Origin of the sequence: Krasilnikovia sp. MM14-A1259 (genome assembly GCF_047159535.1) — a bacterium.
GTDB lineage: Bacteria > Actinomycetota > Actinomycetes > Mycobacteriales > Micromonosporaceae > Actinoplanes.
The window spans coordinates 7,150,639-7,163,456 of sequence record NZ_BAAGAJ010000002.1 but is presented as its reverse complement, the minus strand read 5'-3'; the positions used below and the strand labels follow the sequence as shown (position 1 = coordinate 7,163,456).

Sequence of the window (12,818 nt, the reverse complement as noted above, 5' to 3'; positions counted from 1 at the left end):
CTCTCGACGGTCGGCGTCGGTCTTGGCGGGGCCCGCCGAACGCACAGCAGCGCCCCCACAATAGCGGTCACGCTCGCGCCCAGCCGCCCGGGGGACGGCCGGGCGCGAACACCGCTAACGGCCCACGTGCTCCGAGAACCGGCAGATCCCGGCGAATTCGTCCGCATCCAGGCTCGCGCCGCCGACGAGCGCGCCGTCGACGTCTGGCTGCGCCATGATCGCGGCGGCGTTGCTCGCCTTGACCGAGCCGCCGTACTGGATCCGCACCGCCTCGCCGACCTCGGCGCCGTGCCGCTCGGTCAGCCGGGCCCGGATCGCCCCGCAGACCTCCTGCGCGTCCTCCGGGGTCGCCGTTTTGCCGGTGCCGATGGCCCACACCGGCTCGTACGCGATGACGGTCTGCTTGACCTGCTCGGCCTTGAGCCCGTCCAGGCCCGCGTCGACCTGGGCGAGCACATGCGACACCTGGTCGCCGGCCTCCCGGATCTCCAGGCCCTCCCCCACACAGAAGATCGGCGTGAGGTCCGCCGCGAACGCCGCCTTGATCTTCGCGTTGACCAGGGCGTCGTCCTCGGCGTGGTACTGGCGGCGCTCGGAGTGCCCGATCACCGCGTACGCGCAGCCCAGCTTGGCCAGCATGCCGCCGGAGATCTCCCCGGTGTACGCGCCGCCGGTGTGCGCGGACACGTCCTGCGCGCCGTACCCGAGCTGCAGTTTGTCGCCGTCGATCGCGGTCTGCACACTGCGCAGATCCGTGAACGGCGGCAGCACGACGACCTCGACCTCGGCGAGGGTCTGCTCGGGCAGGCTCGCCGCGAGCTTCTGCACCAGGAGGATGGCCTCGAGGTGGTTGAGGTTCATCTTCCAGTTGCCGGCGATGATCGGCCGGCGATTCGACTCACTCACAGGCGGCCCTTCCCGGTCATGCTCTCCCGGCCCTCGCTTCGCTCGGTGCAGTCGATCATGACGCCTCCAGGGCCGCGACGCCGGGCAGGGTCTTGCCCTCCAGGTACTCCAGGGAGGCGCCGCCGCCCGTGGAGATGTGCCCGAAGGCGGTCTCGTCCAGGCCGAGGGTGCGCACGGCCGCGGCCGAGTCGCCGCCGCCGACCACGGAGAACCCGTCGATCTTGGTGATGGCCTCGGCCACCCCGCGGGTGCCCGCGGCGAACGGGGCCAGCTCGAACACGCCCATCGGGCCGTTCCAGAACAGCGTCTTCGCGCCGCCGATGGCCTCGGCGAACAGGGCCACGGACTCCGGGCCGATGTCCAGGCCGAGCCGGTCCGCCGGGATCTGCGAGGCGGACACGGTCACGTGGTCGGCGTCGGCGGAGAACTCCGTCGCCGCGACGACGTCGACCGGCAGCACGATCCGGCCCTTCGCCTGCTCCAGCAGGTCGGCGCAGGTCTGCACCATGTCGGCTTCCAGCAGCGAATTGCCGACCTCGTGGCCCTGGGCCTTGAGGAACGTGAAGCACATGCCGCCGCCGACGAGCAGCTTGTCGACCTTGGGAAGCAGCGCCTGGATGACCGCGAGCTTGTCGGAGACCTTCGAGCCGCCGAGCACCACGACGTACGGCTGCTCCGGGCTGTCGGTGACCTTCTTGAGCACCTCGAGCTCGCGCAGCACCAGGCCACCCGCGTAGTGCGGCAGCCGGGCGGGCACGTCGTACACCGAGGCGTGCTTGCGGTGCACCGCGCCGAACGCGTCGTCGACGTACGCGTCCGCGAACGCCGCGAGCTGGTCGGCGAACCCGCCCCGCTCGGCGTCGTCCTTGCTGGTCTCGCCCGCGTTGAAACGCAGGTTCTCCAGCAGCAGCACCTGCCCTTCGGTCAACGCGGCGGCCTTGGCCTGCGCATCCGGGCCGACCGTGTCGGCGGCGAACACCGCCGGCGCACCCAGCAGCTCGCCGAGGCGCGCCGCGACCGGGGCCAGGGTGAACTTCGGGTCGGGCGCACCCTTGGGGCGGCCCAGGTGCGAGCACACCAGCACACGGGCACCGGCATCGCGCAGCGCGACCAGCGTCGGCAGCACCGCGCGGATGCGGCCGTCGTCGCTGATGACGCCCGGATTGTTCTTCTCGAACGGGACGTTCAGGTCGGCGCGCACGAGCACGCGCCGACCCGAGACACCCTCGCCGAGCAGGTCGTCGAGAGTCTTCACGCTGTCGTCCCTCAGGCGCCGACGAGCTTGACCAGGTCGACCAGGCGGTTCGAGTAGCCCCACTCGTTGTCGTACCAGCCGACGACCTTGACCTGGTTGCCGATCACCTTGGTCAGGCCGGCGTCGAAGATGCACGAGGCCGGGTCGGTGACGATGTCGGCCGACACGATCGGGTCCTCGGTGTACGTGAGGTAGCCCCGCAGCGGGCCCTCGGCGGCGGCCTTGACCGCGGCGTTGACCTCGTCCACCGAGGTCTCCCGCGACGCGGTGAACGTCAGGTCGGTCGCCGAGCCGGTCGGGATCGGCACGCGCATCGCGAAGCCGTCCAGCTTGCCCTTGAGCTCCGGCATGACCAGGCCGATCGCCTTGGCGGCGCCGGTCGAGGTGGGCACCACGTTCAGCGCGGCGGCGCGGGCCCGGCGCAGGTCCTTGTGCGGGCCGTCCTGCAGGTTCTGGTCCTGCGTGTACGCGTGGATCGTGGTCATCAGACCCTTCTCGATCCCGACCGAGTCGTGCAGCGCCTTGGCCATCGGCGCCAGACAGTTCGTGGTGCAGGACGCGTTCGAGATGACCGTGTGCTTGGCGGCGTCGTAGAGGTTGTCGTTGACGCCCATCACGATCGTGATGTCCTCGTTCTTGGCCGGAGCCGAGATGATGACCTTCTTCGCGCCGTTGTCCGCGTGCACCTTCGCCTTGGTGGCGTCGGTGAAGAAGCCGGTCGACTCGATGACCACGTCGGTGCCCAGGTCGGCCCACTTCAGGTTGGCCGGGTCCCGGTCCGCGAACGCCTTGAAGGTCTTGCCGCCCACGGTGATCTCGTCGGCGGTGGCCTTCACCTCGTGCGGCAGGCGGCCGAGGATCGAGTCGTACTTGAGCAGGTGGGCGAGGGTCGCGTTGTCGGTCAGGTCGTTGACACCGACGATCTCGATGTCGGCGCCGGAGGCGAGAACCGCCCGGAAGAAGTTGCGGCCGATACGGCCGAAGCCGTTGATGCCAACCCGGATGGTCACAGGTGGATCTCCTCGTTTCGGTCCGCCGGCGATGCGACCGGCGGAGGACTGTGTGCCGACCTTTGCTCGCGGGCCGGCTGTGTGGTCCCGGCCGCCGCGCCTTACGGAGGAATCCTGCCGCCGCACGGGCGGCGGCACGGCGCGGTCGGCCCTGCTGCCGGCACCGTCGCCGTCCCCCAGACCCTATCGGAGGAACGTCCGGCGCATGTCGGCGGGGCGCGACCTTATCGTTACTTCAGGTCCACGGCCGTGTCGCCGGATTGGCCGAGATCGAGTCCCGCAAATGCCCGCAATCAGGCGATGCCCGCGCCCGCCCGGCACCCGTGATGGGCGGGGCTCAGCCCGCCGGACGGGCTCAGCAGGCCATCATCTCGGGGGTGACGGCGGCCTCGGTGTCCGGGATGCCGAGGTCGCGGGCACGCTTGTCAGCCAACGCCAGCAGCCGCCGGATACGCCCGGCGATCGCGTCCTTGGTCAGCGGCGGGTCGGCCAGCGCGCCCAGTTCCTCCAGCGACGCCTGCCGGTGCTCCAGCCGCAGCCGGCCCGCCGACGTGAGATGGTTGGGCGCCTCGTCGGCGAGGATCTCCAGCGCCCGGGTGACCCGGGCCGCGGCGGCCACCGCGGCGCGCGCGGAGCGGCGCAGGTTCGCGTCGTCGAAGTTGGCCAGCCGGTTCGCGGTGGCCCGCACCTCGCGGCGCACCCGCCGCTCCTCCCAGGCCAGCACGCTGGCGTGCGCACCTATCCGGGTCAGCAGCGCCGCGATCGCGTCACCGTCCTTGATCACCACCCGGTCCACGCCGCGCACCTCGCGCTCCTTGGCGGTGATGCCGATGCGCCGCGCCGCGCCGCGCAGCGCGAGCGCGGCCTCCGGGCCAGGGCAGGTGATCTCCAGGGCGCTGGAGCGGCCCGGCTCGGTGAGCGAGCCGTGCGCCATGAACGCGCCGCGCCAGGCGGCGACCGCGCAGCAGACATTCGCGGACACCACGTGCGGGGGCAGGCCGCGCACGGGACGCCCGCGCACGTCGAGCAGGCCGGTCTGACGGGCCAGCGCTTCACCGTCTTTCACGATGCGCACGATGTAATGGCTGCCCTTGCGCAAGCCGCCGGACGCCAGCACATGAACCTCGCTGGGGTAGCCGTACACGTCGGCGATCTCGCGGCGCAGCCGCCGCGCCACCGCCCCGGTGTCCAGCTCGGCCTCGACCACGACCCGGCCCGAGACGATGTGCAACCCGCCCGCGAAGCGCAGCAGGGCGGCCATCTCGGCCCGGCGGCAGCACGGCTTGGGCACGTCGACCCGGCTCAGCTCATCCTTCACCGCTGCGGTCATCGCCATCGTCGTCACCTCGTGCGCCGGATCGTGAACTATGTGTGGCCGTGGTCGTCTGATACTTAACGAGCGGCGCCCAGGACAGGCACCAGTGCGACGCCCAACGACTCAGGATCATGCCTGGGGCTGCCATCCGCAACGGCGACGGGGGCCAGGACGAGCCGAGCGCCGAGCGCCTGGGCTGCATGATGCACCGGCTCCGGCTCGCCCACCCACTTGGCATCCGCCAGCACGACATCCACGCGCAGGCCCGGCAAATACCAGTGCAGAGCGGCCAGGTGATCGGCCACCGACAGGCCATGCGTTTCGATGTCCGCGGCCAGGTTCAGGGTGACCAGCCGCCGGGCGGGACTACTCATGATCGCGTCGGCGAGCTGCGGCACCAGCAGGTGCGGCAGCACGCTGGTGTACCAGCTGCCCGGGCCGAAGATCAACCAGTCGGCCTCGGCGACCGCGGCCAGCGCGGACGGGCAGGCCGGCGGCGCGGGCGGCACCAGACGTACGGCCTCGACGTGCCCCGGGGTGGCCGCGACCGCGTGCTGGCCGCGCACCGTGATCATCTCGTCGGGCCGCTGCGGGTCGGCGCCACGCACGTCGGCCTCGATGCCCACGGCGTGGCGGGACATCGGCAGCACCCGGCCCCGCGCGCCGACCAGCCGGCCCGCGTGTTCCAGCGCGGCGATCGGGTCGCCCAGCAGCTCCATGAGACCGACCAGCAGCAGGTTGCCGACGGCGTGCCCGGCAAGCGGGTCCTGCCGGTCCCCCGGACCGGGCCCGACGGCCCCGGCGCTGGTCGCTCCCGAACCGCCGGGAGCGGCACTGTCCGCCCCGGCGCCGGCGATCATGCCCGCTGCCGGGCCGCCGTCGCGGTGCCGGCGCTGGCCGCCCGGCGCGAAGCGGTACTGCAGCAGTGCGGCGGTGCGCTGGTCGAACGGATCGTCGTCGGCCAGAGCCGCGAGGGCCTGCCGCAGGTCGCCCGGTGGCAGGGAGTCGCGCTCGGCGCGCAGGCGGCCACTGGAGCCTCCGTCGTCGCCGACCGTGACCACGGCGGTGATGTCGAGCTCGAGGTCGGGCGCGCTGTGGCGCAACGCCCGCAACGAGGCGGCGAGGCCGTGGCCGCCGCCGAACGCGACGACCCGGAGGCGGCGGGCGCCGCCCGTCACTCCCGCCCCAGGTCGCGGTGGGAGGACAGTGCTGAGAGCCGCAGGTCGCGCAGCCGCGTGGTCAGCTCCTCGGCAAGGGCCACGCTGCGATGCTTGCCGCCGGTGCAGCCCACGGCCACCGTCAGGTAGCGCTTGCCCTCCCGCTCGAACCCGGGCGCGGTCGCCGCGATCAGCGACGCGTACGTCCGCACGAACTCGGCGGCACCGTCCTGCCCGAGCACGTATCCGCTGACCGACTCCTCCAAGCCGGTGTGCTCACGCAGTTCCGGCACCCAGAACGGGTTCGGCAGGAACCGGGCGTCCATGACGTAGTCGGCGTCGGGCGGCAGCCCGTACTTGAAGCCGAACGACAGCACGGTGATCCGTAGCTTGCGGGCGTCCTCGCCGCCGAACAGCTCCTCGACGCGGCGGCGCAGCTGGTTGACGTTGAGGTGACTCGTGTCGATGATGACGTCGGCCTGCTCGCGGGCCTCTTCCAGCAGCTTGCGCTCGGCGGCGATGCCGTCGGCAAGGCGACCGTCGCCCTGCAACGGGTGCGAGCGGCGCACGCTCTCGAACCGCCGGATCAGCACCTCGTCATCGGCGTCGACGAACACCACCCGCGGGGAGAACCCGCGTTCCTTGAGCGCGCGCACCGCACCGGCCAGGTCCGTGGAAAAGGCCCGGCTGCGCACATCGAGCACCATCGCGGTCCGGCGCGCCGCGCCGCCGGCCTCGAACGCGAGCTGTGCCATGTCGAGCATGAGCGCCTGGGGCAGATTGTCGACGACGTAGAAGCCGACGTTCTCCAGCGCGCGGGCGACCGTGCTGCGACCGCCGCCGGACAGCCCGGTCACCACCACCAGGTCGGTGCCGGCCTCGTCCGGGCCCGGTTCCTCCGGAGCGAACTCCGGCATGGACTCACTCACACACGTCCTCCTGCGCTGCGCTGCGCCCGAGCGTCGGGCGGACACTGCATCCTAGGCCGACTCGGTGCTGCTGGGGCTTTCGGCCTCGGATCGGGTACCCAATTCGGGGGGTGCCGACGGGGTGGGTGGATGCAACGCGGCGAGCACCGCCTCGGCGGTACGCCGTCCGATCCCGGGCACCTCGGTCACCTCCTCCGGCGTGGCTTGGGCCAGGCGTTTGAGCGACCCGAAGTGCCGCAGCAACGCCTTGCGCCGGGTCTCCCCCAGGCCGGGGATGTCGTCCAGCGCAGATGCCGTCATCCGCTTGGAACGACGCTGACGGTGAAACGTGATGGCGAACCGGTGTGCCTCGTCGCGAACCCGCTGCAACAGGTACAGCGCCTCGGAGGTGCGCGGCAGGATCACGGGGAAGTCGTCGCCGGGCAGCCACACCTCCTCCAGCCGCTTGGCCAGCCCACACAGCGCCACGTCCGTGATGCCGAGGTCGGCCAGCACCGCCGCCACCGCGTTGACCTGAGGCTGGCCGCCGTCGACGACGACGAGCTGCGGCGGGTACGCGAACCGGCGCGGCCGGCCGGTCAGCGGGTCGATGCCGGGCAGCTCGCCCGGCCCGTCCCCCGAGTCCGCCGCGGGCAGCCTGTCCGGCCCGTCCCCCGAGTCCGCCGCGGGCAGCCTGTCCGGCCCGTCCGCGGCCGGCGGCCCGCCGGCCGGACCGGCCGCCGGGGGTGGCGCACCGGCCGCCACGGCCCGGAAGCGGGCGAAGCGGCGCCGCATCACCTCGCTCATCGCGGCGAGGTCGTCCGTGCCGCTGCCGTCCGGGTTGCCCCGGACCGCGAAGCGGCGGTACTCGCTCTTGCGGGCCAGCCCGTCCTCGAACACGACCATGCTGGCCACTACGTCGGTGCCCTGGATCTGGGAGACGTCGAAACACTCGATGCGCAGCGGCGCCGATTCCATCCCCAGCGCCTCGGCGATCTCGTCCAGCGCCTTGCTGCGGGTGGTGAGGTCACCGGCGCGGCGCAGTTTGTGCCGGGCAAGAGCCTCACCGGCATTGCGGGCGACCGTCTCGAGGAGGGCACGTTTGTCACCGCGCTGGGGCACCCGCAGGGACACCCGGCTGCCGCGGTGCTCGCTGAGCCAGTCGGCCAGTGCCGGAGCGTCCGGCGGCAGCTCGGGCACGAGCAGTTCCCGGGGAACGTCGCGTTCGCCGTGCTCGTCGCCGTACACCTGGGTGCAGAAGTGGTGCACCAGATCGCCGGTGGTCAGGTCCTCGACCTTCTCCACCACCCAGCCGCGCTGGCCGCGGACGCGGCCGTCGCGCACGTGGAAGACCTGCACGGCGGCCTCGAGCGGATCCTCCGCGAACGCGACCACGTCGGCGTCCGTGCCGTCGCCGAGCACGACGGTCTGCTTCTCCATCGCACGGCGCAGCGCGGCGATGTCGTCACGCAGCCGCGCGGCCCGCTCGAACTCCAGCTGCGCGGACGCGTCGAGCATGTCGCGCTCGAGGCGTTTGACGAACGCATCGGTACGCCCCGCCATGAAGTCACAGAAGTCGTCGACGACGGCCCGGTGCTCGTCGGCGCTGACCCGGCCCACGCACGGGGCGGAACACTTGCCGATGTAGCCCAGCAGGCAGGGGCGGCCGATCTGACCGGCCCGTTTGAAGACCCCGGCGGAACACGTCCGCGCGGGAAAGACACGCAGCAGCAGGTCGAGGGTTTCCCGGATGGCCCAGGCATGCGAGTACGGCCCGAAATACCGCACGCCCTTGCGCTTGGCGCCGCGCATGACCTGCAGGCGCGGGAACTCCTCGTTGAGGGTGACGGCGAGGAACGGGTACGACTTGTCGTCGCGATACTTGACGTTGAACCGGGGATCGAACTCCTTGATCCAGGAGAACTCCAGTTGCAGCGCCTCGACCTCGCTGCCGACCGTGACCCAGTCGACAGCCGCGGCGGTGGTGACCATCTGCTGGGTGCGCGGGTGCAGCGACCAGGTGTCCGCGAAGTAGGAATTCAGCCGGTTACGCAGGCTTTTCGCCTTGCCGACATAGATCACCCGGCCGGTCGGGTCACGAAAACGGTAGACGCCGGGGGCGTCGGGAACGGTCCCCGGAGCCGGCCGGTAGCTGGACGGGTCAGGCACGGCTCAACAGTAGTGCGTGGCCCTGACATGATTACCCGACCGGAGGCCCGTTGCCGCCGCCACGGCGTCGGGCCTCCGGCCGGAAACTCGGACCGGTCGCAGCGTCAGGCCTTGACGATGTTGTCGCCGTCCACCTTGACCTTGACCTCGGGCAGGCCCTTGGGGGCCGGGCCGCCCTTGACGGAACCGTCCTCAATGGAGAACGTGCTGCCGTGGCACGGGCAGCTGATCACTCCGCCGTCGACCTTGTTGACCGGGCAGCCGGCGTGCGTGCAAATCTTGTTGAACGCCTTGAACGTCCCACTGCTCGGCTGGGTGATGACCAGGTCGCCCTGGATGACGCCGCCGCCCTTGGGCACGTCGGCGACCGCGGCCAGCACTTCTGCGCCGCCGCCGGAGTCACCGCCCTTGGATGAGCCGCCCTTGGATGAGCCGCCCGGGAAACCCGCATCGGCGCCCTTGCTGCCGGCCGGGGCGGGGTTGTTCTGGAAGTCGCTGCCGCTGGGGTTCGTCCCGCCGCCGCTGCTGCTGCTCGTGCCGCACGCGGCCAGCAGGCAGGTGGCGCCGAGTGCCCCGGCACCCGCCAGCACGGCGCGGCGCGGCGCCACGGCGCCCTGACGGGTCGGCTCACCCTGCGGGTGCGCGGTGTCGGTCCTCGCCTGCACGTCAGTCATGTGTCCGTACCCCTCCAGTGCCCTCAGCCGCGCCCGATACCTCACGCGGCGTTGTCTGTAGATACGCGGAATCCACCGGAGTGGTTCATGCGCAAGCCCGAAAAATATCCGGACGCGGCGCGGGGCGTTCTCCCCTTTTGCGGCGTTTGCCGGTGGCTTTCGGGCGGATTTCACTGCATCCGCAGGTCGGCCGAGCCTAGCCCGCCCCGCCTGTGAGAACGGCCTGACGTAGCTGTGTGTTACCTGAGCATGCGTAGCTCAGGCATTGGCGGCGGCGAGCGTGTGCGACTCAGGTATCGGCAGCAGTGGAAGCGGGCGCGGCTCAGATGTCGGCGGCAGTGAAGCGGGCGCGGCTCAGGTGTCGGCGGCGCGGGAACGCGGGGCGCGTGACCGGGTGGTGCCCGCGCGCGTGGCGCCCGACCGCGTGCCGGTGGCCTTGCCGTTGCCGTTCGCCTTGGCCGCACGCGCCACCGCGGCGGCGCAGCCTTCCGGCTCACCGGTGAGGCCCAGCACATGGCGCAGGAACTGGCCGGTGTGGCTTTCGACCACCTCGGCCAATTCCTCCGGCGTGCCGGTCGCCAGAACGAGGCCGCCCTTGTTGCCGCCCTCCGGGCCCATATCGATCAGCCAGTCCGCGGTTTTGATCACATCGAGGTTGTGCTCGATGACGATCACCGTGTTGCCCTTGTCGACCAGCCCGCCCAGCACCATCAGCAACTTGCGGATGTCCTCGAAATGCAGGCCGGTGGTGGGCTCGTCGAGCACGTACACCGTGCGCCCGGTCGAGCGTTTCTGCAGCTCCGAGGCCAGCTTGACGCGCTGGGCCTCGCCGCCGGACAGCGTCGGCGCGGGCTGGCCCAGCCGCACGTAGCCCAGCCCCACGTCGACCAGGGTGCGCAGGTGGCGGTGGATGGCCGGGATCGCGGCGAAGAACTCGGCCGCCTCCTCGATCGGCATCTCCAGCACCTCGGAGATCGTGCGCCCCTTGTAGTGCACCTCCAGGGTCTCCCGGTTGTAGCGGGCCCCCTTGCACACCTCGCACGGCACGTAGACGTCCGGCAGGAAATTCATCTCGATCTTGATGGTGCCGTCGCCCGCGCAGTTCTCGCAGCGGCCGCCCTTGACGTTGAACGAGAACCGGCCCGGGCCGTACCCGCGCACCTTGGCCTCGGTCGTCTCGGCGAACAGTTTGCGGATGTTGTCGAACACCCCGGTGTAGGTCGCCGGGTTCGAGCGCGGCGTACGCCCGATCGGCGACTGGTCGACGCCCACCACCTTGTCGACGTGCTCCAGCCCGGTGATCCGGGTGTGCCGGCCGGGCACCATCCGCGCACCGTTGATCTGGTTGGCGAGCACCGTGTGCAGAATGTCGTTGACCAGCGTCGACTTGCCCGACCCGCTGACGCCGGTGACCGCCACGAACTGCCCCAGCGGGAACCCGACGGTCAGGTTGCGCAGGTTGTGCTCGCGCGCGCCCTGCACGACCAGCTCGCGGCCGGCATGGCGGGGCCGGCGCATCTGGGGGACGGGGATCACCTTGCGCCCCGACAGGTACGCCCCGGTCGGCGACTGCTTGCTGTCCAGCAGGCCCTGCACCGGCCCGCTGTGCACGATCCGCCCGCCGTGCTCGCCCGCGCCCGGGCCGATGTCGACCACCCAGTCCGCGGTCCGGATGGTGTCCTCGTCGTGCTCGACCACGATCAGCGTGTTGCCGAGCTTCTTGAGCCGCACCAGCGTCTCGATGAGCCGGTGGTTGTCACGCTGATGCAGGCCGATCGACGGCTCGTCCAGCACGTACAGAACCCCGACCAGGCCGGAGCCGATCTGGGTGGCCAGCCGGATGCGCTGGGCCTCGCCACCGGACAGAGTGCCCGCGCCCCGGTCGAGCGACAGGTAGTCCAGGCCGACGTCGACGAGGAACCGCAGCCGCGCGTTGATCTCCTTGAGCACCCGCTCGGCGATCATCTTCTGACGGTCGTCGAGCTCGATCGTGGCGAGCATCTCGGCGCACTCGCCGACCGACAGCGCGCACACCTCCGCGATGCTGCGCCCGGCAATCGTGACCGCCAGCACCTCGGGCTTGAGCCGGGCGCCTCCGCACGACGGGCACGGCACGTCGCGCATGTACCCCTCGTACTTGTCCCGCGACCAGTCGCTCTCGGTGTCCGCGTGCCGGCGTTCCAGCCACTGGACCACGCCCTCGAAACCGGTGTAATACGAGCGCTCCCGCCCGTACTTGTTGCGGTAGCGGACGTGGACCTGGTCCTCGGAGCCGTGCAGGATCGTCTTCTGCGCCCGGGCCGGCAGCTTGCGCCACGGCGTGTCGATGGTGAACTTCTCCTGCTCACCCAGTGCTTCCAGCAGCCGCAGGAAGTACTCCAAGGTGGTGCCGCCCGACCACGGCTGGATCGCGCCCTCACGCAGGGTGCGCTCCACATCCGGGATGATCAGCTCCGGGTCGACCTCCTTCCGGGTGCCCAGGCCGGTGCACTCCGGGCACGCGCCGTACGGCGCGTTGAAGGAGAACACCCGCGGCTCGAGATCCTCGATGGCCAGCGGGTGGTCGTTGGGGCAGGCCAGGTGCTCGGAGAAGCGCCGCTCCCGGTGCGGGTCGTCCTCCGGCAGGTCGACGAAGTCCAGCAGCACCATCCCCCCGGACAGCTGCAGTGCCCCCTCCACCGAATCGGTGAGCCGCTGCTTGCTGCCCGATTTGACGCTGAGCCGGTCGACCACCACCTCGATGGTGTGTTTCTCCTGCTTCTTCAGCTTCGGTGGCTCGGTCAGCGGGTGCACCACACCATCGACGCGGGCCCGCGCATACCCCTTCGACTGCAGCTCGCCGAAGAGATCGACATACTCCCCCTTGCGGCCGCGGACCACCGGGGCCAGCACCATGAACCGGGTGCCGTCGGGCATCGCCAGGACCCGGTCGACGATCTGCTGCGGGGTCTGGCGGCTGATCCGCTCACCACACACCGGGCAATGCGGGACGCCGGTCCGGGCGAACAACAGCCGCAGGTAGTCGTACACCTCGGTGATCGTGCCGACCGTGGAGCGCGGGTTGCGGGAGGTGGACTTCTGATCGATGGAGACCGCCGGTGACAGGCCCTCGATGAAGTCGACGTCGGGCTTGTCCATCTGGCCGAGGAACTGCCGCGCATACGACGACAGGGACTCCACGTAGCGGCGCTGACCCTCCGCGAAGATCGTGTCGAACGCGAGGCTGGACTTGCCGGACCCGGACAACCCGGTGAAGACGATGAGGGCATCTCGGGGCAGGTCGAGGTTGACGTCGCGCAGATTGTGCTCCCGCGCGCCGCGGATGATCAGTCGGTCGGCCACAGCCAGCCACTCCGTCTTGGTTCTTGGGGTCCGGGCTTCAGTCGCGGCAACTCTAGCCACGGGGTCCGACAAGTTCCGCCGG

The 12,818-nt window shown here is 71.0% G+C and carries 9 protein-coding genes; all 9 read right to left on the bottom strand.

Going from position 1 to position 12,818, the window contains the following annotated elements; genetic code table 11:
• Window positions 1–114: 114 nt before the first annotated feature.
• On the bottom strand, window positions 115–906 hold the full coding sequence (gene tpiA, locus ACMCNK_RS32580) for a triose-phosphate isomerase (RefSeq protein ID WP_412740159.1): 792 nt from the start codon (window positions 904–906) through the stop codon (window positions 115–117).
• A 55-nt stretch (window positions 907–961) separates the two neighbouring features.
• Window positions 962–2,161: a phosphoglycerate kinase gene (locus ACMCNK_RS32575; protein WP_412740158.1), complete on the bottom strand. Its 1,200-nt coding sequence runs from the start codon at window positions 2,159–2,161 to the stop codon at window positions 962–964.
• An 11-nt stretch (window positions 2,162–2,172) separates the two neighbouring features.
• On the bottom strand, window positions 2,173–3,171 hold the full coding sequence (gene gap, locus ACMCNK_RS32570) for a type I glyceraldehyde-3-phosphate dehydrogenase (protein WP_412740157.1): 999 nt from the start codon (window positions 3,169–3,171) through the stop codon (window positions 2,173–2,175).
• A 355-nt stretch (window positions 3,172–3,526) separates the two neighbouring features.
• Entirely contained in the window at window positions 3,527–4,507 is a 981-nt protein-coding gene (gene whiA / locus ACMCNK_RS32565; RefSeq protein WP_130511592.1) for a DNA-binding protein WhiA, read from the bottom strand.
• A 56-nt stretch (window positions 4,508–4,563) separates the two neighbouring features.
• On the bottom strand, window positions 4,564–5,664 hold the full coding sequence (locus ACMCNK_RS32560) for a gluconeogenesis factor YvcK family protein (protein WP_412740156.1): 1,101 nt from the start codon (window positions 5,662–5,664) through the stop codon (window positions 4,564–4,566).
• On the bottom strand, window positions 5,661–6,560 hold the full coding sequence (gene rapZ, locus ACMCNK_RS32555; protein ID WP_412741060.1) for an RNase adapter RapZ: 900 nt from the start codon (window positions 6,558–6,560) through the stop codon (window positions 5,661–5,663). Before rapZ ends, ACMCNK_RS32560 begins: the two co-directional genes overlap by 4 nt.
• A 63-nt stretch (window positions 6,561–6,623) precedes the next feature.
• Window positions 6,624–8,720 (bottom strand): excinuclease ABC subunit UvrC, encoded by a 2,097-nt coding sequence (uvrC, locus tag ACMCNK_RS32550; protein WP_412740155.1) that lies wholly within the window; start codon window positions 8,718–8,720, stop codon window positions 6,624–6,626.
• Between the two features lie 104 nt (window positions 8,721–8,824).
• Window positions 8,825–9,394, bottom strand: a complete 570-nt coding sequence (locus ACMCNK_RS32545; protein ID WP_412740154.1) for a Rieske (2Fe-2S) protein — start codon at window positions 9,392–9,394, stop codon at window positions 8,825–8,827.
• A 354-nt stretch (window positions 9,395–9,748) separates the two neighbouring features.
• Window positions 9,749–12,736, bottom strand: a complete 2,988-nt coding sequence (uvrA, locus tag ACMCNK_RS32540; protein WP_412740153.1) for an excinuclease ABC subunit UvrA — start codon at window positions 12,734–12,736, stop codon at window positions 9,749–9,751.
• Window positions 12,737–12,818: the final 82 nt, after the last annotated feature.